At 63.3% G+C, this 20,514-nt stretch carries 19 protein-coding genes and 1 tRNA gene; 5 read left to right on the top strand and 15 right to left on the bottom strand.

Annotated features, from left to right (window positions below; all coding sequences use genetic code 11):
* Positions 1 to 6 precede the first annotated feature (6 nt).
* On the top strand, positions 7 to 1,482 hold the full coding sequence (locus ACPFMA_RS16595) for a TolC family protein (RefSeq protein ID WP_064304118.1): 1,476 nt from the start codon (positions 7 to 9) through the stop codon (positions 1,480 to 1,482).
* 303 nt (positions 1,483 to 1,785) lie between these two features.
* Positions 1,786 to 3,357 (top strand): TerC family protein, encoded by a 1,572-nt coding sequence (locus tag ACPFMA_RS16590; protein WP_420058859.1) that lies wholly within the window; start codon positions 1,786 to 1,788, stop codon positions 3,355 to 3,357.
* Here the strand turns inward: ACPFMA_RS16590 and rarD are convergent.
* Both rarD and ACPFMA_RS16580 read right to left on the bottom strand, forming a co-directional pair.
* Complete coding sequence (gene rarD, locus ACPFMA_RS16585; protein WP_420058860.1) at positions 3,320 to 4,207, bottom strand: EamA family transporter RarD; 888 nt, start codon at positions 4,205 to 4,207, stop codon at positions 3,320 to 3,322. The two genes, ACPFMA_RS16590 and rarD, sit on opposite strands and share 38 nt — an antisense overlap.
* Positions 4,208 to 4,250: 43 nt before the next feature.
* Positions 4,251 to 5,828, bottom strand: a complete 1,578-nt coding sequence (locus ACPFMA_RS16580; protein WP_420058861.1) for an EAL domain-containing protein — start codon at positions 5,826 to 5,828, stop codon at positions 4,251 to 4,253.
* Between the two features lie 330 nt (positions 5,829 to 6,158).
* Here ACPFMA_RS16580 and hppD point away from each other — a divergent pair, with 330 nt between their 5' ends.
* On the top strand, positions 6,159 to 7,235 hold the full coding sequence (gene hppD, locus ACPFMA_RS16575; RefSeq protein WP_009402640.1) for a 4-hydroxyphenylpyruvate dioxygenase: 1,077 nt from the start codon (positions 6,159 to 6,161) through the stop codon (positions 7,233 to 7,235).
* Between the two features lie 83 nt (positions 7,236 to 7,318).
* Here hppD and ACPFMA_RS16570 read toward each other — a convergent pair.
* From ACPFMA_RS16570 to ACPFMA_RS16560, 3 genes are all read right to left on the bottom strand, one after another.
* Positions 7,319 to 8,676, bottom strand: a protein-coding gene (locus ACPFMA_RS16570) for an IS3 family transposase (RefSeq protein ID WP_425928249.1) whose coding sequence is annotated in 2 segments (ribosomal slippage) — positions 7,319 to 8,200 and positions 8,203 to 8,676 — 1,356 coding nt in all. Because the reading frame shifts where the segments join, the coding sequence is not laid out codon by codon here.
* 93 nt (positions 8,677 to 8,769) lie between these two features.
* A complete protein-coding gene (locus ACPFMA_RS16565) occupies positions 8,770 to 9,570 on the bottom strand; it encodes a CSS-motif domain-containing protein (RefSeq protein ID WP_420058862.1) in 801 nt (266 codons plus the stop codon).
* A gap of 134 nt (positions 9,571 to 9,704) precedes the next feature.
* Positions 9,705 to 10,406, bottom strand: coding sequence for a type 1 glutamine amidotransferase domain-containing protein (locus ACPFMA_RS16560; RefSeq protein WP_420058863.1), 702 nt, complete (start codon positions 10,404 to 10,406; stop codon positions 9,705 to 9,707).
* Between the two features lie 143 nt (positions 10,407 to 10,549).
* Between ACPFMA_RS16560 and ACPFMA_RS16555 the strand changes: the two genes are divergently transcribed.
* Together ACPFMA_RS16555 and ACPFMA_RS16550 are read left to right on the top strand one after the other, a co-directional pair.
* Positions 10,550 to 11,017 carry a nucleoside deaminase gene (locus tag ACPFMA_RS16555; RefSeq protein ID WP_064304123.1) on the top strand — a complete coding sequence of 156 codons (468 nt, stop codon included), beginning with the start codon at positions 10,550 to 10,552 and terminating at the stop codon, positions 11,015 to 11,017.
* A gap of 22 nt (positions 11,018 to 11,039) precedes the next feature.
* Positions 11,040 to 13,118 carry a response regulator gene (locus ACPFMA_RS16550; RefSeq protein ID WP_425928248.1) on the top strand — a complete coding sequence of 693 codons (2,079 nt, stop codon included), beginning with the start codon at positions 11,040 to 11,042 and terminating at the stop codon, positions 13,116 to 13,118.
* Here the strand turns inward: ACPFMA_RS16550 and ACPFMA_RS16545 are convergent.
* The 10 genes from ACPFMA_RS16545 to ACPFMA_RS16500 form a co-directional block, all read right to left on the bottom strand.
* A complete protein-coding gene (locus ACPFMA_RS16545; protein WP_425928247.1) occupies positions 13,070 to 14,035 on the bottom strand; it encodes a lysylphosphatidylglycerol synthase domain-containing protein in 966 nt (321 codons plus the stop codon). The two genes, ACPFMA_RS16550 and ACPFMA_RS16545, sit on opposite strands and share 49 nt — an antisense overlap.
* Complete coding sequence (gene clsB, locus ACPFMA_RS16540; protein WP_420058865.1) at positions 14,032 to 15,246, bottom strand: cardiolipin synthase ClsB; 1,215 nt, start codon at positions 15,244 to 15,246, stop codon at positions 14,032 to 14,034. The genes ACPFMA_RS16545 and clsB overlap by 4 nt, the downstream gene beginning before the upstream one ends.
* Positions 15,243 to 16,025, bottom strand: coding sequence for an endonuclease/exonuclease/phosphatase family protein (locus tag ACPFMA_RS16535; protein ID WP_064304127.1), 783 nt, complete (start codon positions 16,023 to 16,025; stop codon positions 15,243 to 15,245). Before ACPFMA_RS16535 ends, clsB begins: the two co-directional genes overlap by 4 nt.
* Positions 16,022 to 17,284, bottom strand: a complete 1,263-nt coding sequence (locus ACPFMA_RS16530; RefSeq protein ID WP_425928246.1) for an ATP-binding protein — start codon at positions 17,282 to 17,284, stop codon at positions 16,022 to 16,024. The genes ACPFMA_RS16535 and ACPFMA_RS16530 overlap by 4 nt, the downstream gene beginning before the upstream one ends.
* Positions 17,285 to 17,401: 117 nt before the next feature.
* Entirely contained in the window at positions 17,402 to 18,457 is a 1,056-nt protein-coding gene (locus ACPFMA_RS16525; protein WP_425928245.1) for a tetratricopeptide repeat protein, read from the bottom strand.
* A 147-nt stretch (positions 18,458 to 18,604) separates the two neighbouring features.
* Positions 18,605 to 19,012: a glycine zipper domain-containing protein gene (locus ACPFMA_RS16520; protein ID WP_009402621.1), complete on the bottom strand. Its 408-nt coding sequence runs from the start codon at positions 19,010 to 19,012 to the stop codon at positions 18,605 to 18,607.
* 44 nt (positions 19,013 to 19,056) lie between these two features.
* Positions 19,057 to 19,260 (bottom strand): hypothetical protein, encoded by a 204-nt coding sequence (locus ACPFMA_RS16515; protein ID WP_100228124.1) that lies wholly within the window; start codon positions 19,258 to 19,260, stop codon positions 19,057 to 19,059.
* A gap of 136 nt (positions 19,261 to 19,396) precedes the next feature.
* Positions 19,397 to 19,481: transfer RNA gene (locus ACPFMA_RS16510), tRNA-Leu, on the bottom strand.
* An 83-nt stretch (positions 19,482 to 19,564) separates the two neighbouring features.
* Complete coding sequence (locus ACPFMA_RS16505) at positions 19,565 to 20,269, bottom strand: YoaK family protein (RefSeq protein ID WP_425928244.1); 705 nt, start codon at positions 20,267 to 20,269, stop codon at positions 19,565 to 19,567.
* A 9-nt stretch (positions 20,270 to 20,278) separates the two neighbouring features.
* Positions 20,279 to 20,494, bottom strand: coding sequence for a hypothetical protein (locus ACPFMA_RS16500; RefSeq protein ID WP_205884614.1), 216 nt, complete (start codon positions 20,492 to 20,494; stop codon positions 20,279 to 20,281).
* Positions 20,495 to 20,514: the final 20 nt, after the last annotated feature.

The following is a 20,514-nucleotide window of genomic DNA, read 5'->3' as shown; positions in this document are numbered from 1 at the left end:
GCAAGGATGAATAAAAAGCACAAACTGTTTGCCGCCAGCCTGCTGGCCTTGGCTATCGGCGGCTGCGCCGTGACCAGCGACCCGATCGAGCGCAGCGCCAGCGAAGAGCGTGCCCGCAGCGACATGGCCAGCATCTACAAGGACCAGGAGCCCCTTAGCGGCCCCCTGACGCTGCACCAGGCCATGGCCCGCGCGGTGAAGTACAACCTCGAAGCCCGCCTGAAGGTGATGGAAGAAGCCCTCGGCCAGCGCCAGCTGGACCTGGCGCAGTTCGACATGTTGCCGCGCATGGCCCTGTCCGCCGGCTATGCCGGTCGCAACAATGTCAGCGCCTCCAGCAGCCAGAGCGTGCAGACCGGAACCCAGTCCCTCGAGCCTTCGACCTCCCAGGACCGTGACCGCGAGGTCGCCGACCTGACCATGGTGTGGAACGTGCTGGACTTCGGCGTCAGCTACTTCAGCGCCAAGCAGCAGTCCGACCAGCGCTACATCCTTCAGGAGCGCAAGCGCAAGGTCATCCATACCATCACCCAGGACGTGCGTTCGGCCTACTGGCGTGCGGTGGCGGCAGAGCGCCTGCTCAAGCAGATCGATACCCTGATGGGGCGGATCAACCAGGCGCGCATCAACAGCCAGCTGATGAGTGCCCAGCGCATCGGCGACCCGGTCCAGGCCCTGAGCTACCAGCGTGCTTTGATCGAGGCCACCCGCCAGCTTGAAGAGCAGCGTCGTGCCCTTACCCTGGCCAAGACCGAGCTGGCCGCGCTGATCAACCTGCCGATGAACCAGCCCTACACCCTGGCCCTGGACGATAGCTACGCGGTGCCGCAATTCCAGGGCGATTTCGCCAAACTGGAACAACAGGCGCTGGCCAGCCGTCCGGAACTGCGCGAGCAGGACTACCAGGCGCGCATCAGCGCCACGGAAACCCGCAAGGCCATGCTGCGCATGCTTCCGGGCCTGGAGTTCTCCGCCGGCGGTCACTACGACAGCAACTCCTTCCTGGTCAACCAGAGCTGGGCCGACTATGGCGTCAAGGTCACCTGGAACCTGTTCAACGTGCTGTCCGGACCACGGGCGATCAAGGTTGCCGAAGCGGGCCAGAGCGTAGCCGAGGCACGCCGCCAGGCCATGTCGGTGGCGGTGCTGGCGCAGTTGTACGTCGCCCGGGCGAATTTCGAGGAGTCCAGCCGGCAGTTCAAGACCAGCGAGGAAATGGCCCGGCTCGACGGACAGATCGCCGAGCAGCTGCGCAACCGTTTCCAGACCAACAACATTGGCGAGCTGGAGCTGATTCAGGGCGAGCTGAACAACCTGCAGACCCAGCTCAAGCGTGACCTGTCCTATGCCGAATTGCGCAATGCCTACGCGCAGCTGGCGGTCAGTGCCGGTACCGACCCGCTGCCGCGGGAATTGCCGGACGACAAGGTACAGACCATCGCCAATGCCCTGCAGAGCAGCGAGGCCAACTGGAATCGTTGATTCTGCTGTGCAAGTGAGGGCCTCATCGCTGGCAAGCCAGCTCCCACAGGGTTCGGCAGCGCCGCGGACACTGTGGGAGCTGGCTTGCCAGCGATGAGGCCTGAACTGACCACACAGAATCCTGACTTACACATTGAAATACTTTCCCTGTGTAGTAAAACGCCGCTACAACTGTAGGATCGACGTCCCTAATTGATCTCAGGTTGATATGACTTCCTTCTCCTCGGAGCCCCCCAGTACCAGGCCTTCATGGCCTGTCTTTTCGTCCCGTCCCCGTGACCTTGCCCGCATGAGTACCCGTCCATGGAATGGCTAGCCGATCCCACCGCGTGGCTGGGACTGGCCACGCTGATTGTCCTGGAACTGGTCCTGGGCATCGACAACCTTGTCTTCATTGCCATCCTCGCCGACAAGCTGCCGCCTCATCAGCGCGACCGTGCGCGGGTCATCGGCCTGTCGCTGGCGCTGATCATGCGCCTGGGCCTGCTGGCTTCGATCTCGTGGATGGTGACCCTGACCGCACCCTTGTTCGAGGTGTTCGGCAAGTCGTTCTCCGGACGTGACCTGATCATGCTGTTCGGTGGTGTGTTCCTGCTGTTCAAGGCCACCATGGAGCTGCACGAGCGCCTGGAGGGCCACGTGGTGCAGGCCGGCGGGCCGGTGCGTCATTCGGCGTTCTGGCCGATCGTCGCGCAGATCGTCGTGCTCGACGCGGTGTTTTCTCTGGATGCGGTGATCACCGCCGTGGGCATGGTCGAGCACCTGTCGATCATGATGATCGCGGTGATCTTCTCGATCGGCATCATGATCGTCGCCAGCAAACCGCTGACCCGCTTCGTCAACGCCCATCCGACAGTGATCATGCTGTGCCTGGGCTTCCTGATGATGATCGGCTTCAGCCTCACCGCCGAAGGCCTGGGCTTCCATATTCCGAAGGGCTACCTGTACGCGGCGATCGGCTTCTCCTTGCTGATCGAGGCCTTCAACCAGCTGGCCCGGGCCCGGCGCAAGCGCAGCCTGCAACAGCACAAGCCGTTGCGCGAGCGCACCGCCCACGCCGTCCTGCGCTTGCTTGGCGGGCGCCGGGTTGAAGCCGACGAAGTGGGTGAAGAAATCGCCGACTTGGTAGGTGATGGCGACGAGCAGGTACTGTTCGACCGCCGCGAGCGGGTCATGATCAGCGGCGTGCTGAACCTCGCCGAGCGGCCGATCAGGACGGTAATGACGGTGCGTGCCGAAGTCGACGCTATCGATCTGGCCCAGCCGCCGGAAGCGATCCGCGAGGCGTTGATGAACTCTTCCTACTCGCGCCTGCCGGTGATCCGCGACGGGCGTGTCGAAGAGCCGCTGGGCTACGTGCACAAGAAGGAACTGCTCAAGGTGCTGCTGGCCGGTGGCGAGCCGGACCTGGAGCAACTGATGCGCGCGCCGTTGAACCTGCTGGAGAGCTTCAGCATCCTCAATGCCCTGGAACAGATGCGCAGCGAATCGACGCACATTGCCTTCGTGGTCAACGAATTCGGTGATTTCACCGGTGTCCTGACCATGACCGACATCCTCGAGTCGATTGCCGGCGAACTGCCCGATGCCAGTGAAGTGGTCGGCCCGGGCATCGTCGCCGACCAGGAGGGCTACCTGGTCAGCGGTGCCCTGAATTTGCGCCAGATCCAGGCGCAGACCGGCTTCGCGGCCCGGCCCACCGACGACTACCAGACCCTCGCCGGGCTGGTGATGAGCCTGCTGGACCGCCTGCCGATGGTCGGTGACCAGCTCGAGTGGGAAGGCTGGTCGCTGACCGTGGTCGAAGTGGAGGAGCGCCGCGTGCGCCAGGTCCGTCTCAGGCAGCCGGCCGACGCTGGCGCAGCAGGTGCCTGACGCCTTCGATGATCAGCACCAGGACTGCCAGCCAGATCGGCAGGTAGGTCAGCCACTGGTCCGGGGCGATGCTTTCGCCCAGGATCAGTGCCACCATCACCAGCAGCACCGGTTCCACATAGCTGAGCAGGCCGAACAGGCTGAACGCCAGCATCCGGCTCGCCAATACGTAACTGATCAACGCCAATGCACTGATCGCGCCCAGCAGCGGAATCAGGGCGTAGAGCTGCGGGTGGGTGTCCAGATCAGCGCCCGACAGCGGTCCGCTGATGACGAAGTACAGCGCGGCCGGGGACATCAGCAGCATGTCCGTCCACAGCCCGCCCAGATGGTCGGTGTGCAGGCGTTTACGCAGCACGAAATACACCGGATAACCCCCGGCGACCACCAGCACTTCCCAGGCGAAACTGCCGTGCTGGTACAGCTCGTGCCCGACCCCGGTGGCCGCCAGGGCTACGGCGACCTTCTGCAGGCGCGATAGACGCTCGCCATAGACCAGGCGCCCGGTCAGGACCATGGTCAGCGGCAGCAGGAAATACCCCAGCGACACTTCCAGGCTGCGCCCTTGCAGCGGTGCCCAGAGAAACAGCCAGAGTTGCACGCCGACCAGCGCCGAGGTCGCACACAGGCCAAGGAACAGGGCAGGGGTGCGTTGCACCCGGCGCACCAGGCCGGTGACCAGCGACCAGTCGCGGGTGACGATCATGAACAGGGTGGCGCAGGGCAGGGTGAGGAGCATGCGCCAGCCAAAGATTTCCTCACCGTCGAGCGGAGCGAGTAGGGAGGTGTAGTAATACATCACGGCGAACAGGCAGGACGCCATCACCGATAAAGCAATGCCTCTGGACAAGGGGGCCTCGAACAACAGTGAAACGGGAGGAAAGGTTGACCGCTCATGATCTCAGGGCCGGCGTCGCTTCGGCAACCGCCGGCCGCTGTTGGTCGCCGAGGGCCGTGATGAAGTCGCCCAGGGGCATGGGCCGGCCGAACAGGTAGCCTTGCTGGTAATCGACGTCGAAGCGCGCCAGGTAGTCTCGCTGCTCAGCGGTTTCCACGCCCTCGGCGACGATGCCCAGGCCCAGCTTGGCCGACAGCTCGATGATGCTGTCGAGGATATGCAGGGAGAGCGCATCGACACCGATCATGCCGACGAAGCTCTGGTCGATTTTCAGGTAGTCGACATTGAAGTGCTGCAGGTAGCCGAGGCTCGACTGGCCGGTGCCGAAATCATCGATCGCCAGCAGCACGCCCATGCGGTGAAGGCGTTCGAACAACTGGTCGGTGATCGGGCCGGGTTTTATCGGTGTACGCTCGGTGAGCTCCAGGGTCAGTTGCACGCGCCCCGGGGGAAAGGCGTCGAGTAGGGCCTGGCAGTCATCGCACAGGCCCGGATCCTGGCAGTGGGCGGCGGTGACATTGACCGCCAGGTGGAAGCCGTCCTCGAACAGATGGGCGTGGGGCGCCAGGTCGCTGGCCAGGCGCTCCATCAGGCGCCGGGTCATCGGCACGATCTGCCCGCTGTGCTCGGCATAGGGAATGAACAGGTCCGGGCGCACCAGGCCTTCGCGCGGGTGATGCCAGCGCATCAGCACCTCGGCACCGGACCAGCGGTAGTCGCCACGGCGCACCACCGGCTGGAAATAGGGCACGAATTCATCCGCCTCGAGGGCCCGTTGCAGTTCGGCACGTGGTGACGAAGCACGCCGCAGTTGCCAGTAGCAGGCCGCGCCGGAACCGGCGCCGAGAAACAGCAGCAGGCCGAACAGCGCCGGGTATTCGCTGCGCATCAGGCGCCAGGCCTGGCCAGCCTGGAAACCGCTGTACACGGAAAAGGCGTAGCGCTGCGAATCCACTCGCTGCGGGGCGACCGGATAGCCTGGCACCGCACCCTGGCGCACCTGGCCGAGCTTGTCGATCCAGTGCGCGCCGACCTGCAGGCGCAGGTCGATGTCCGGGGCGATCAGTTCCAGGGCGCTGGTCAGGTGATCGCCATCGAGGGTGGTGATCGCGCCCCTGGCGCCGTCGCTCAGGCGATAGACCAGCAATGGATGGCCCGGGGTCACCGAGTTGCCGTCCATCAACCACAGGCTGCCGTCGGTATAATCCGTCGGATCGACCTTTTCGCGGAATTCGCCGAACAGCGAGGTGCAATAGATCTCGTCATCGAGGGTCAGGTTGGTGGAGCGCACGAACGAGCGTCGGGTGACCTGCTCGCGCAGGGCCAGGTCAACCTCGGTGCAGGGCCTGCCGGCCATGGGCAGTAGCGTGCGTGCCGCGGCGGCGACATTGTCCAGGACCTGCTCGAGGTGGCTGACCGCCTGGCGGGCGCTGTTCTGCGCACGGGCCTGCAACTCGCGCTCGGCCTGCCAATGCATGATTGCCAGCCCGCCCAGCACGGGCAGCGCGCCCACCAGCCAGGGCAGCAGGCGACGCAACAGGCGCGCGCGGCGCCGGGATTTGTGCAGGGGCATGGGCGGGATCCATCCTTGGGCTGGTTCGCATAGCATAGCGGGCAATGCCGCCGTCTATCCTGTGGGTTGCCGCGCCGATGAAAGCAATGCGCGACAAATGAAATTACGCACTGTAGAATCGCGTTACGAATACAACAATAAGGTTCCCGTCCACGGGGATCGAACCCGCCGAACATGGGTCCTCTATGAAGTGTCATGGATTCAAGCTGATTCTTGGTGACTTCCTTGCCCGCAGTACCCGGGGCATTTCCTGCGCGCCACCACGTTCACTCGCATCGACCGAACAGTAACTCGCGTTATTCAACCGTTTTGATGATGAGGCATACGAACATGGCAGATCTCTTCGACAACCCGATGGGCCTGATGGGCTTTGAATTCATCGAATTCGCTTCGCCGACCCCCGGCACCCTGGAGCCGATCTTCGAGATCATGGGCTTCACCAAGGTCGCTACCCACCGCTCCAAGGACGTCCATCTCTACCGCCAGGGCGGGATCAACCTGATCCTCAACAACGAACCGAAAAGCGTTGCGTCCTACTTTGCCGCCGAGCATGGCCCGTCGGTCTGCGGCATGGCGTTCCGCGTGCGCAATGCCCATGAAGCCTACGCCCGTGCCCTGGAGCTGGGCGCCCAGCCGGTGGAAATCGAAACCGGCCCCATGGAGCTGCGCCTGCCGGCCATCAAGGGTATCGGCGGTGCGCCGCTGTACCTGATCGACCGCTTCGAGGAAGGCAGCTCGATCTACGACATCGACTTCAACTGGCTGGAGGGAGTCGATCGCAATCCGGTCGGCGCCGGGCTGAAGATCATCGATCACCTGACCCACAACGTGTACCGCGGACGCATGACCTACTGGGCCGGGTTCTACGAGAAGCTGTTCAATTTCCGCGAAATCCGCTACTTCGACATCAAGGGCGAATACACCGGCCTCACCTCCAAGGCCATGACCGCCCCGGATGGCATGATCCGCATCCCGTTGAACGAAGAGTCGTCCAAGGGCGCCGGGCAGATCGAAGAGTTTCTGATGCAGTTCAACGGCGAGGGCATCCAGCACGTGGCCTTCCTCACCGACGACCTGATCAAGAGCTGGGACGCCCTGAAGAAACTCGGCATGCGCTTCATGACCGCGCCGCCGGAAACCTACTACGAGATGCTCGAAGGCCGCCTGCCAGCCCATGGCGAGCCAACCGCCGAACTGCAATCGCGCGGCATTCTCCTCGATGGTTCGTCCAACCCGGACGACAAGCGTCTGCTCCTGCAGATCTTCTCGGAAACACTGATGGGCCCGGTGTTCTTCGAGTTCATCCAGCGCAAGGGTGACGATGGTTTCGGCGAAGGCAACTTCAAGGCGCTGTTCGAGTCGATCGAGCGCGACCAGGTGCGCCGTGGGGTGCTGAGCACCGATTGATGGTGTTTTGTTGTTGCTGATGGCCTCATCGCCGACAACGCCGGCTCCCACAATGTGGACTGCCCCCGAAAAGTTGGACAGTTTTAGCTAGCAGCTTGAGCCCTGTAATCGACAGGGCTTAGGCCGTTTAACCTCAGCTTGATGCGGTCATGGTTGTAGTAGCGGATGTACTCGTCCAGACCGGTGGTCAGCTCTTCGATGCTCTCAAACCGCTTCAAATAGAAAAACTCAGACTTGAGCGTGCCGAAGAAGCTTTCCATAGCGGCGTTATCCAGGCAATTTCCTTTGCGCGACATGCTCTGCTTTACCCCACGCTGCTCAAGTTTTTCGCGGTATTGGCGCTGCTGATAATGCCATCCCTGATCAGAGTGGATGACCAGCTTCGGCTCCTTTCCCAAGCTACTCAGGGCTTTTTCCAGCATGTTCCCCACCAGCTCATAGCTTGGGCGGCGAGCGATCTCGTAGGCCACGATCTCACTGTTGTACAAGTCCATCACTGGTGAGAGATAGAGCTTTTGCTGAGCCACTTTAAACTCGGTTACGTCAGTTACCCACTTCTGATTGGGCCGCTGGGCAATGAAGTTTCGCTCCAGCAGATTCTCGGCAATCCTGCCTATTTCTCCTCGATAGGACCGATACTTTTTAGGCCGCACGACCGCCCGCAAACCTTGGTCGGCCATCAGCCGCTCCACAACCTTCTTGTTCACCAGGATGCCTTGATTCTTGATCGCAAGCGTCACACGCCGATACCCATAGAGCCCTTTTTCCTTGTGATAGACCTGACCCACCAGCTCTTTCAGATCGGCGTGTTTATCCGGCTTTTGAAGGCTTTTGAGCTGGTAGTAGAAGGTGCTGTTCGACAACTCGACCAGGGCCAACAACGCTGACAGCGGGAATCGGGTTCGGAGTCTGGAGACGATCAGCGTTTTTTCTCTTGCCTTCGTTCCTTCTCCTCTCTCAAAGCCTTCAGCTCCTTTAGGACAGCGTTCTCCATGCGCAGATACTCGAGTTCTGCCATGAGCTGATCTCGCGGCTTCAGCGCGTCGTCAGTGTCAGTGGGTTTGAGTGGCTTGATCTTCTTGGACACGTCGGCAGACTTTTTTCGTTGAGTGGCAGTAGAGGTGGCAAGGTTGCCACTGTAGTACTGGTGCTCCCAAATGCCTACCCGGGAGGACTGTCCCAAGCCGAAGTGAGCTGCCGTTTGACGCAGGGAAAGCCGATGCTCGCGCATGTACTGCACGACCCTGCGCTTGAAATCGATGTCGTAGCGCTGACCGTGAGGTATGGGACTGATAGTGGAACGGGCTTTATAGCTCGCCACCCAGCGCCTCAGCAGGCTGAAATCGATACCGAAATGCTGGGCTACCTTTCGGAAACCATCGGTGCCCTCCAGGTAGGCAGTGATGGCTGTGAGCTTGAACTGCTCGGTGTACTTACTCATAACTCCCCCAAGGGTTGGATTAGTCTCCAACTTCTTGGGGGCAGTCCAATGTGGAAGCCGGCGTTGTCGGCGATGAGGCCCGTTCAGACCTGTCTATACCGCCCGGCCCACCCCGCGCCGCCGTCGATACATCGCCCAGTAGCTCCCCGCCGCCGTCATGATGCCCACCAGCAACAGCGACGGTGCGACCACCCTGCTGTTGTCCAGCAATTGCCGTGCGGCATGCCCGGGCGGATGGACGATATGGATGGTGTAGCCGTACATCGGCGATACCTGGCTCATGCCGGGCTCGCTTGCCAAAGCCTGCAGGCTGTCCTGGACTTCGCCGGTGGCGCCGATCAGCGTCGGCCCGAACTGCAGTTTTACGCTCTCCGGTTGCCGCGTGCCGTGCAGGATCCGTTGCAGGATTTCGCCGTCGGCCACCGCCAGCACACCGTAGGGATATTCCTGCAGGCGGTAATAGAGGATTGCCGAGTCCGGGGTGTTGTCGTTGCCCGCTTCCAGGCGCAAGCGATGGTTGAAATAGTCGCCGGGGTCCACCAGCAATCCGGATTCGCCGCGCAGGGTACTGCAATAGGCGCGGTTTTCCCGAACCAGGGTCAGCGAGCGCAGCTCCGGGTTGCCGACCACCTCGCTGTGCAGGGCGGGCAGGGCCTTGTCGCAGGGGTACTCGGCGAGGTTGAGGACCTTGTTGCTGGCCCCGTGCAGCGAGTCGATCAGGCTATCGACACCCAGCCGGGCGTCGCGCAGGGCAAGAATGGAGGACTCGTCGAGCTGCTTGTTGACCTGCCAGGCCATTACCAGCAAGCCGAAGGCCACGGGAGCCAGGCCGATCAGCAGCAAGGTCGGCAGGGTGAGCAGTGCGTGGCTGGAACGGGAAGTACGAAGGGGCATGATTCACCTATAGGCAGAAGGCCACGACCGGAGGGGGCCGGACCGAAGCCGATCAGCATAAGTGAGCGCTATACCCGCTTCCTGTACGAGCAGCTGACAGGACGTGTCGGATTCTTCGTTTCGTCAGGACGCTGTCATGTTTGCGCGGACTCGAGCGCGCTGACCACCAGGCGCCCGACCGCAGCGCCGGATGCCGGATTCTGCCCGGTGACCAGCCGCCCTTCCTTCTGGTCCACGACGGCGAAGGCTTCCCACGGATCCTCTGCCTTGCAATAGAGCCCGCCGCGGGCGGCCAGCTCGGTTTCGGTCAGGAAGGGCACTACCTTGTCCAGCTCCGCCAGTTGCTCCTCGATATTGGAGAAGCCGGTCACTTCGCGATCACGCAGCAGCAACGAGTTGTCACTGAGCTTGATGTTCAACAGGCCCACCGCGCCGTGACAGACCGAAGCCACCACGCCACCGTTTTCCCAGATCTGCCGGGCAATCTCCTGCAGCCCATGGTTATCCGGAAAATCCCACAGTACGCCATGTCCGCCGGCGTAGTAGATCGCCCGGTAATCACGGGGCCTTACCTGTCCGGGCGCCAGGGTGTTGCCGAGGCGGTTCATGAACGCTTTGTCGTTGTACCACTGCCAGTCGATGTCCTGTGCCAGGTTCAGGCTGTGCGGATCGACGGGCACGTAGCCGCCCGCAGGGCTGCAATAATCGACCTGGTAGCCGGCCTGCTGAAGGACGTCGGCGAAATGCACGGCTTCGCCCAGCCATAGGCCGGTAGCGCGCTTGAGAGTGGGGTATTTGGCCGTATTGGTCAGCACCACCAGAACTTTCTGGCTCATTGCGGTGATCCTCGGCGGGGTGGAGAGGGAGGTCGGAGGTGATTTCGAACCTGTACAGCATAGTTCCCCGGGAAAAGCCCGCCACGACCTATGGCTATGTGCTAGCGTTTTGAAAGTTGTCTGCAAATGCACAGGAGAGTGACATGGTCGATGCCCAGCAGCAGTCGCAGTTCATGCAGGCCGCCATCGACGAGGCCCGCCTGGGCCTGGAAGAGGGCGGCATTCCCATCGGTTCGGTGATCGTCCATGCGGGTCGCATTATCGGCCGCGGGCACAATCGGCGGGTCCAGCAGGGCAGTGTGGTGCTGCATGGCGAGATGGATGCCTTCGAGAATGCCGGGCGCCAGGATGCGCGGATCTATGCCCAGGCCACCCTGTACACCACCCTTTCGCCCTGCGCCATGTGCAGCGGGGCGATCCTGCTGTACGGGATCCGCGAGGTGGTGGTCGGGGAAAACCGCACCTTCATGGGCGAAGAAGCGCTGCTGCGCGAGCGCGGTGTGCAGGTCACGGTACTGCAGGATGCGCAGTGCATCGACTTGATGACCCGCTTCATCCGCGAGCGTCCGGCGCTGTGGAACGAAGACATAGGACAGGAGTCCGATCGCTGACAGCGGTCAAGGAAGCGCAGCGATGCATATCATTCATCTCGCACCTCGTCCGGTCCAGGCCCAGGGCATGAGCGAGGCGGTACGCCAGTTCGACTGGAGCGGCACCTCGCTCGGCCCCCTGCATCGCTGGCCCAATTCGCTGCGCATCGCCGTGGACCTGATGCTGGCGTCGCGCTTCCCCAGTTGCCTGGTCTGGGGCAGCGATATGATCACGCTCTACAACGACGCCTTCGTGCCCATCCTGGGAAACAAGCCGAACCCGCTGGGCCGTCCGTTCAATGAGGTATGGAGCGATATCTGGGGCGAAGTGGGCGAGCTGGTATTCCGGGTCATGGAGGGGGAAGCGGTCTTTCTCGAGAACTTCCCGCTGGTTACCAGCCGCAACGGCACGCTCGAACAGGTCTATTTCACTTTTTCCGCAAGCCCGGTGCGCGATGAGAGCGGCCAGGTCGCCGGATTTCTCGACACCGTGCTTGAAACCACCAGCAGCGTCGAGTCCGAGCGGCAATGGCGCGAGCTGGCCGGATCCTTCGAGCGCCAGGTGCAGGAACGGACGGCCGACCACACCCGCTTGTGGGAGCTGTCCAGCGACCTGATGCTGGTGGTGCAGGAGGATCTGCGCCTGCGCACGTTCAACCCGGCCTGCCGGCAACTGCTGGGTTGGGATGACGACCTGCATGGCCGGTCACTGCTGGACATGCTGCACCCGGATGACCACCTCGTCGTCCGGCAGCTCCTCCAGGGCGCCCAGCCGAGCGGCGAGGGGCGCTTGCGGCATGTCGACGGGCATTACCGTCGATTCAGCCTGGGCGCCATGCCCGGCTCGGACTTTACCACCTTGCTGGGCCACGATATCACCCAGGCCCGCGAACGAGAGGACGCCTTGCTCCAGGCCGAGGAGCTGTTGCGTCACGGTCAGAAAATGGAAGCGGTGGGTCAGTTGACCGCTGGCGTGGCCCACGACTTCAACAATCTGCTGACCGGTATCAGCACCAGCCTCGAATTGCTCGAGCGCCGCGTGGCCCAGGGGCGCGTGGACACTATCGACAAATACGTGGACGCCGCCCGCCAGGCCGCCGATCGCGCCGCCGAGCTGACCCGGCGCATGCTGGCATTCTCCCGTCGCCAGCCATTGTCACCGCGCCCGGCGGATCTCAACGACCTGCTGACGAATATCGAACCGATGATTCACCAGGCAATCGGTCCGGATATCGAGCTGCGCTGGCAGGTGGACCCGCGTCCCTGGTTGATCGAGGTGGATGTCAGCCAGATGGAAAACGCCCTGATCAATCTGTGTGCCAATGCGCGCGATGCCATGCGCCCCCGGGGCTGGGTGAAGATCAGCACCTGCAACGAACGGCATTACAGTGCGCTGCCCGGCGTCGACCTGCCACCGGGCGATTATTGCTGCCTGAGGGTGGAGGACAACGGCTGCGGCATGTCGCGGGAGGTGGCCGCCAGGGCCTTCGATCCCTTTTTCAGTACCCGGCCTGCGAGCGAGCGCAGTGGTCTTGGCCTGTCCATGGTGTATGGCTTCGTGCGCCAGTCCGGTGGCAGCGTTCGCATCGTTTCCGAAGAGGGCAAGGGCACCTGCATAGAGCTGCTCCTGCCGCGTTTCATCGGCTCCGACCTGCCCCTGCCACAACCGCAGCCAGAGCCCACGCAACCGCAGGCGCCCCTGAGCATGCCGGCCGGTCGGCTGCGGGTCCTGCTGATCGACGACGAGCCGGTATTGCGCATGGTCATTCGTGAATCCTTGCAGGACCAGGGGCTAGAAGTGCTGGAGGCAGGGGATGCCAGCAGTGGCCTGGCCCTGTATGAAAGCGCCGGATCCCCCGACCTGGTGATCACCGACATAGGCTTGCCCGGCGGGCTCAGCGGTATCGAGCTGGCCAAGGCGGTGCGTGCTCGCGCGCCCCGGCAGCGGATTCTGTTCATCACCGGTTTTACCCGTGAATCATTCAACACCAGCGGGCTGGACGAGCAGGGCATGGACCTGCTCGTCAAACCGTTCGACCTGAACGCGCTGCTGCGCAAGGTCGCCAGCATGCTTCAGCCAGTCCCGCCCTCGGTCGCCGACGTGCCAGCACGGCCGCGTTGACGGGCGGCTACCCGCTCCAATACCAGGTAGGTGACGCAGGCGACCAGCAGCGGCAGCAGGAAATACACGGCGCGGTAGCCGATCAGTGCCGCCAGCAGCGTGCCCTGGCTGTATTGACCTTGCAGCAGGGTGATGAACACACTTTCCAGCACGCCTAGCCCCGCCGGAATATGGGTGATCACCCCGGCGATGCTGCTGACCATCAGGGTCGCCAGCAAGGTCGGATAACCAGCCTTTTCCGGCAACAGGGTATGGATCACCAGGCCCATCAGGCACCAGTTGCCGGCACCCATCAGCGCTTGCAGCGCGGCCAGGCGCCAGGAGGGCAGGGTGATCTGCTGACCGCGTATGTTCCACTCCCGCCGTTTGGCGAAGCGGCACGCCAGCAGATAGCCGATGGCCACGATCAGCATGGCAATGCCGATCACGCGCAAGCCGCTGCTGCCGATCTCCAGGCCGGCGGGAAGCTTGGGAAAGCCGAGGGTGAACAGGCAACCGGCGACCAGCAAATAGCCCAGCCAGTTGGTGACCAGGCCGAAACCCAGGATGCGGGTGATGGTCGGGGTGTCCAGTCCCAGACGCGAGTACAGGCGAAAGCGCAGGGCAACCCCGCCTACCCAGGCGCTCAGGTTGAGGTTGAAGGCATAGCAGACGAACGCCAGGGGCAACACCTGGCGCGCCGGCAAGCGGTGACCGGTATAGCGGCGACCGAGCAGGTCGTAGCTGCTGAACAGGACGAAGCTGCACACTACGAAACCCAGGGCGATGAGTAGCACGGTTGGCCGGTAGGACGTCAACGCATGCCAGACTTCGCCCCAATCCTGGTTGCGCAAGAGCATGAACAGCAACACCGGGACCAGGATGAAGAACAGCACCGTCAGCGCCTGGCGCGCGCGTTTCCACAAGGTCTTTTTCAAGAGAGGCGCTCCTGCACGGTTTCAGCATCCTGGTACAGCGGCTTTACCCGCGGCTTGTGCGCCGGCAAGCCGGCGACCAGCGCCGGGAAGTAACGGGTGAAGTGGAACGTCAGGAAAATCAGCGGCGCGCGCCACCAGTAACCGCGCAGCACCCGTTGCAGGCTTACCGTCTTGCAGCGCTTGTTGCGCAGTTCGTCCAGGTGTTCGAACAGGCGCTGGTTGAAGGCTTCGTCACGGATCACCAGGTTGGCTTCAAGGTTCAGCGACAGGCTCAGTGGATCGAGATTGCTGGAGCCGACGGTGCTCCAGTGCCGGTCCACCAGGGCCACCTTGCCGTGCAGCGGTCGTTCGCAATATTCATGGATCTTCACCCCGTCGCGCAGCAGGTAGTTGTACAGCAGCCGCGAGCACAGGCGTACCCAGGGCATGTCCGGCATCCCTTGCAGGATCAGGGTCACGTCCACCCCGCGCCGCGCGGCATTGCGCAAGGCACGCAGCAGGCGGTAGCCGGGGAAGAAGTAGGCGTTGGCAATGATGATGCGCTCGTGGGCGCTGACAATGGCGCGCAGGTATTGCTGCTCGATGTCGGTGGGGTGCTCGTTGTTGTCGCGGATGATCAGGCGCATCTGCGCCTGTTCGCTGTCTGGCTCCAATACCGGCGCCCGGCGCCACCAGGCGCGGTTGCGCTGGCCGATGCGGGCGTGGCTGTCGAGCAGCTTGAGGGTTGCCTTGCGCAGGTCATCGACGATCGGGCCGCGTACCTGGACCGCGTAGTCCTGCTTGGCCAGGGGGCCGAAATCGCCGAGATGGTCGGCGCAGTAATTGATGCCGCCGATAAAGCCGAGCGAACCGTCGATCACCAGGATCTTGCGGTGCAGGCGGCGGAACAGGTTGGTTCGCACCCCCAGGCGCATCGGACTCGGGTCGAAGGCCTGCAGGTCCACACCGGCATCGAACAGCGCCTGGAGGTACTCGCGGCTCAGCTCGGCGGTACCGTAGCCGTCCACCAATACCTGCACCCGCACCCCACGCTGGGCGGCCTCGATCAGTACCTGCTGGAGTTCCAGGCCGACCTTGTCCTCGTAGATGATGAAGGTTTCCAGCAGCACTTCTTCGCGGGCCTGGCGGATGGCCTCGAACGCCGACGGGTAATATTCCTCGCCGTTGATCAGTAGCTGCACTTCGTTTTCCGCACGCCATTCGGTGCTCATAACAGGACCTCGACACAGAGTGGCAGGTGGTCGGACAGATGCGACCAGGGTTTACGCGACATCACCCGAGGCTCATGGGCCCGGGCATTGCGCAGGTAGATTCGGTCAAGACGCAGCAGTGGCCAGCGCGCCGGGAAGCTGCGCGCTGGTGCGCCGTAGGCGCGGGTGAACACCTCGAACAGGCCGCGACTGGCGAGCAGGGCGTCGGCACGCTGGCGCCAGTCGTTGAAGTCGCCAGCGATCACCACCGGTGCGTGCTCGGGCAGGGTGTCGAGCAGGCCGCACAGCAAATGCAGTTGCTGGGTGCGCTGGCGCTCGTCGAGCCCCAGGTGCACGCAGATGGTGTGCAACCGGCGTTCGCCGGGCAGGGCCAGCACCGAATGAAGCAGGCCGCGTTGCTCGCTGCCATCGACACTGACATCGAAGTTGTGGTGTTCGAGGATGGGAAACTTCGACAGTAGGGCGTTACCGTGCTCGCCCTCGGGATACACCGCATTGCGACCGTAGGCGAACATCGGCCACAGGCTGTCGGCCAGGAACTCGTATTGCGGCAACGGCGACCAGCCCGGATGGCGCTGGGCATGACGGCTGTGGCTGCCGAGCACTTCCTGGAGAAATACCACGTCGGCGTGATGCGCACGCACCGCCTCGCGCAGCTCCGGCAGCACATAGCGACGATTCAGCGGGCTGAAGCCCTTGTGCACATTGACCGTGAGCACGCGCAGGGCACTGACCGGTTCGACCTGGCTCAGTTCAACAGGGCGTTGTGCCTGGGTCATGGCTGCCCTCCGTCGGCCGGGCATGCTGCAGCAGCGCAAGCTGGGGCGTTTTCCGGATGATGGCGCGGCAGCAGCAGCTCCACCTCGGTGCCCTGGCCCATGCGGCTGTGCAGGCTGACATGACCGTGGGACTGGCGACTGAAACCGTAGACCATGGACAGGCCGAGGCCGGAGCCCTGGCCGCTGCCCTTGGTCGAGAAGAAAGGATCGAATGCGCGTTCCAGGGTGCTTTGCGACATGCCGCAACCGTTGTCGGTGACGCTGATGCGGACGAAATCGTTGCCATCGAAAGGATGGGCTTCGGGCAAGGGACGCAGCAGATGGAGATTGCTGACCTCGATGCGCACCTCGCCTCCATCGGGCAAGGCGTCGCGGGCATTGACCAGCAGGTTGTCCAGCGCTTCCTGCAATTGCCGGGCATCGGCCCTGGCCGGCCACAGTTCCTTATCGATGCGTAGCTTCAGGCGTACGCCCGGGCCGACCAGGTCGCTCAGGCGCTTGTGCTCCAGCAGAGCGGCCAGTTGCACCGGGCGGTCGTCCAGCGACTGGCGCCGGGAAAAGGCCAGCAGGCGATGGGTGGTGCTGGCGGCCTGTTGCACCGCGGTGAGGCCCATGTCCACCAGCCTGGGAACGTCCTCCGGGCGTTGCTGGCTGATGCGCTGGCGGATCAATTCCAGGCTGCCGCCGATGCCGGTGAGCAGGTTGTTGAAGTCATGGGCCACGCCGCCGGCCAGTTGGCCGATGGCCTCCATTTTCTGGTTCTGGTGCAGGCGTTGCTCTTCTTCGCGCAAATGGCGAACCCGCTCTTCGGTCCGACGCTGCAGGCTGGCCAGTTCCAGTCCTTGCTGGCAGCTGTAGTACTGGCGACGCCGGGCACGCAGGGAGGTGTGGGCGAGGTCCAGCAGGGCCTGGTCGGCAAAGGGGCAGGGCAGGATGAACAGATTGCCCAGGGCCAGGCGCAGATGCGCATTGCAAGCCATGGTTTGATCGCCGTCGCCGATCAGCACTACCGGCAGGTCCGACCATAATGGCTGGCTGCGCAGGTGGCATTCGAGCCGCGAGGATTCGGCATCTTCCAGGCATGTCCGGGCAATGATCGCAAGGCCTGCACCCTGGTCAAGCGCGTCGGCCAGCTCCTCGACATTGCCCATGGCCAGGGCAATGAGCCCGGCCTGTTCCAGCAGGTTCCGGGTGTGGTCGCTGATCGGCGGTGGCGCCAGGATCAGCGCACGCTCGCTGTTGGCTGACGAATGATTCACGGTCGATCTCCTTGGAAAGCGCCCCGGGCAGCGTTTCATCTGCAGCGGATGCACTCTCTCTGGACCGCGCCGTGAAAGCGCGGGTTCAAACCGATTGCGCGAAGGACGCCGGTAGCGTCAGAGGCCTTGCTGGACCAGGGGATCGTCGGGGTTCTGCTGCTCCAGTTGGGCCAGGAGGATCTGCACGTTCTGCAACTGGCCGCTTTCCTTCCAGTACTCGATCAGCAGTACCCGCGCCTTGCGATTGGCCGGCTGCCGGGCGAGCAGGGTTTCCAGCTGCTTTTGCGCCACCTGGAGCTGGTCGAGGCTGTGCAGGCTGACCGCCAGGGTATAGCGATAGTCGCTGTTGTCCGGCTCCAGCTCCACCGCCCTGGAAAACGCCAGCAGGGCGTATTCGTCCTGCTGATGACGCAGCAGCCATTGGCCCAGTTCATATTGCAGCAAGGCGGAATCAGGATAGCGCTGCAAGGCTTCGGCCAATACCGCACGCGAGCCTTCGCCCTGGCCCTGGCTGTCGAGCAGGCGTACCCGGGTGGCTATGGCCTCGAGGTTCTCCGGCTCCAGCTTCAGCGCCTGGTCCAGTGCGCTGGCGGCGGCGGGGAAGTCGCGCTCCTGCAGATAGAGGCGGGCCAGGTGCACCTGGTCCTGTACATCGTCGCTGCGCGTCTGCAGGGCCAGTTGGTACTGGTCGAGCACGTTCTGCAACGGTGCGAAGTACAGGCCGATGTCATCGGGGCTCAAGCCTGCCAGGGCGTCCACCGCAGCGAAGCGTACGCTGTCGTCCTCATCGTCGAGCAATGGGCCGAGGAGCAGGCTGCGCTGGTTGGCCGGGACCATGGCGGCGATGGCCTCGAGGGCGGCGCGACGTACCAGGGGCTCGTCGTTACGCAGGTCCTGGCTGGCCAGTTTCAGGGCCTGGGGAGACGGATAGTTGGGCAGTTCTGCGTAGAGGCTGGCGCGGCGGATGGCCGACAGGTCGTCGCGCCCGAGTTGCTGGTACAGCACCCGGGCAGCTCCGGGCAGGCCATTATGCGCCTGGGCCAGGGCCTTGACGTAGGAGTGCTGGAGTGCCGGATTGGGTGCCGGAGGGTCCTTTTGCAGCGCCAGGCTGCCCAGGCCCGCCAGCAATAGCAGGGCGAGGCCGGCGAACAGGTAGATACGCGGTCGGGGCATGCGTGATCCGGACGGGGATTACGGAAAAGCGCCAAGCTTGGGTCAGACGAATGCTTGAGTCAATGCGTGGGATATGCCTTGGGCTGTGCAATGCTCCCATTGTCGAGAGCACTGCACGTCGAGAACACAGCGCAAAGCGCCGCGCTATCAATGACCGCGATGATGACGCTTATGCTTGTGCTTGCCGGAGTCGTGGCGATCGTCATCGGCCAGGTGATTGCCCAGCGCGCCGCCCGCAGCCCCGCCGAGGCCTGCACCGATGGTCGAGCCGGTGGAGCCGCCGACCTTGCCGCCCAGCACCGAGCCACCGGCCGAGCCAAGGCCACCGCCGATCGCGGCTTCGGTACGATTGCCTTTCTTCGCACCGACGGCGCTACCGGCAGCGCCACCCAGGCCGGCACCGATGGCCGCGCCGGTGCTGCCGCCGATCTGTTGTCCAACCACGTTGCCCAGCGCGCCGCCGAGGCCGCCGCCAATGGCGGTGGTGCCGTCACCGGCCAGCGCGGCCTGGGAGATCAGGAAACCTAGAGCAAGAGTAGGCAGTGTGAGACGCATGGCAGAAACCTCAGGGTCGTTGAAGCGATCGTGTGTCAGGGATATCAGTCGTCATCGCGGTAGCGGCGGTCGTCACGACGGTAGTCGTAACGGTCGTCATAGCGGCGGCGGTCGTCGTCGTGCCAGCGCCGCTGATCGCGGTCACCGCCGCGCCAGCCGTCGTCGCGGTCATGATGATGGTGATGGGCACAGCCGGCGGAAAGCAGGATCGCGGCAAGCAGGGAAAACTGGGTCAGGCGGGTTAACACGGTGATGTCCTCGAATCGACGCGATAGGGTCGATGGCAAGGTTATGACCGCATGTTTCGGGTTTGGTTTCCTCGATCACCGGTAAGCGACTGGCAGATATGAAAAAAGCGCCCCATGGAGGGCGCTTTCCGGAAGGTGGTGCGAGTGGCGGGACTCGAACCCGCAAGGCTTGCGCCGACAGATTTTAAGTCTGCTGTGTATACCAATTCCACCACACTCGCAGGTTGTCCGAGCTTCAAGAAGCTGCTCGAAGCAAGCGCGCTTTATAACTCATCGTTATATTCCAGTCAACGGGCAAGCCGCTTCAACGCGCCATATAGCGCTGCACCCAACGTCGTGGAATGAACAGCGAAGCCAAGCCGATCAGGGCCGCCAGCGCACTGCTGAACAGCAGCGCGGCGAATCCCAGCCGATGTTCCAGCCAGCCGCCAAGGACCGCGCCGAACAGCATGCCGCCCCATGGCACCAGCTGCATGCGCCAGCCGGCGCGACGATCGCCCATCAGCCAGCGGCCAAGGCCCCGGCCGAAACGGGAAAGGGCGCCGGTGACATAGGTCAGGCCGATGGGCAGGCCGTTCACTTCCTCCACGGCGGCATTGAGCATGCCCATGGCAAGGATCGCCGCCAGCAGCGCCAGGAGTTCCAGGTAGTCGCCACAAAAGGCTGCGCTCAGCAATAGCAGAGAGGTCAGGACCAGCAACGGCCAGGCGCGCTTGCGGCTGGAGCGGGCGATCATTACGCCCAGGGCATTGCCAAGGACGAAAGTGATTACCAGCAGGCCCAGGCGCAGCACCAGCCCGAAATGGCCTTCGCTGACAGCCACCGCCAGGCGCGTCGTGTTGCCGCTCATGAAGGAAACGAAGTCGCCGCTGGCCAGAAAACCGATGGCATCGGTCATGCCGGCCAGCACCGAGAGACCGCCAACGAAGAACAGACCGACCTGGCCATGCCGCCGATATAGGCGCCGTGCCTTGAGGCTGCGCAGTGCCGCGGGATGTTCGGGAAGCATCCGGGCGGCCTAGCGCAATTCGATGCTGTTGGCCACGGCGCGCAGCTCGTTGATCGAGTCGGTCAGGCCGCTGACCCGTGCCCTGACTTCGACAGCATCGCCTGCATGCACCGAATGCTGCAGATAGACGGCGTGCCCGGCCAGGCCGCGAGCCAGTTGTTCCATGCCGTCGGCGGTGGTTTCCAGATCGTCGTGAATGCGTTGCATGCGTATGTTGATGACCAAGATCCCTTTCCTCAACCGCT

Source organism: Pseudomonas sp. NyZ201, assembly GCF_049860765.1.
In the GTDB taxonomy this organism is placed as follows: domain Bacteria; phylum Pseudomonadota; class Gammaproteobacteria; order Pseudomonadales; family Pseudomonadaceae; genus Aquipseudomonas; species Aquipseudomonas bharatica.
Note: the sequence above shows the minus strand (reverse complement) of the source record. Positions and strands in the feature narration are given on the sequence as shown.

Bases quoted from the DNA above. Each gene is read 5' to 3' on its own strand.
- ACPFMA_RS16595 (WP_064304118.1), top strand. From the start codon at position 7: ATGAATAAAAAGCACAAACTGTTTGCCGCCAGCCTGCTGGCCTTGGCT.
- ACPFMA_RS16590 (WP_420058859.1), top strand. From the start codon at position 1,786: ATGGAATGGCTAGCCGATCCCACCGCGTGGCTGGGACTGGCCACGCTG.
- ACPFMA_RS16580 (WP_420058861.1), bottom strand. From the start codon at position 5,828: ATGCCCCTGCACAAATCCCGGCGCCGCGCGCGCCTGTTGCGTCGCCTG.
- hppD (WP_009402640.1), top strand. From the start codon at position 6,159: ATGGCAGATCTCTTCGACAACCCGATGGGCCTGATGGGCTTTGAATTC.
- ACPFMA_RS16565 (WP_420058862.1), bottom strand. From the start codon at position 9,570: ATGCCCCTTCGTACTTCCCGTTCCAGCCACGCACTGCTCACCCTGCCG.
- ACPFMA_RS16560 (WP_420058863.1), bottom strand. From the start codon at position 10,406: ATGAGCCAGAAAGTTCTGGTGGTGCTGACCAATACGGCCAAATACCCC.
- ACPFMA_RS16555 (WP_064304123.1), top strand. From the start codon at position 10,550: ATGGTCGATGCCCAGCAGCAGTCGCAGTTCATGCAGGCCGCCATCGAC.
- ACPFMA_RS16550 (WP_425928248.1), top strand. From the start codon at position 11,040: ATGCATATCATTCATCTCGCACCTCGTCCGGTCCAGGCCCAGGGCATG.
- clsB (WP_420058865.1), bottom strand. From the start codon at position 15,246: ATGAGCACCGAATGGCGTGCGGAAAACGAAGTGCAGCTACTGATCAAC.
- ACPFMA_RS16535 (WP_064304127.1), bottom strand. From the start codon at position 16,025: ATGACCCAGGCACAACGCCCTGTTGAACTGAGCCAGGTCGAACCGGTC.
- ACPFMA_RS16525 (WP_425928245.1), bottom strand. From the start codon at position 18,457: ATGCCCCGACCGCGTATCTACCTGTTCGCCGGCCTCGCCCTGCTATTG.
- ACPFMA_RS16520 (WP_009402621.1), bottom strand. From the start codon at position 19,012: ATGCGTCTCACACTGCCTACTCTTGCTCTAGGTTTCCTGATCTCCCAG.
- ACPFMA_RS16505 (WP_425928244.1), bottom strand. From the start codon at position 20,269: ATGCTTCCCGAACATCCCGCGGCACTGCGCAGCCTCAAGGCACGGCGC.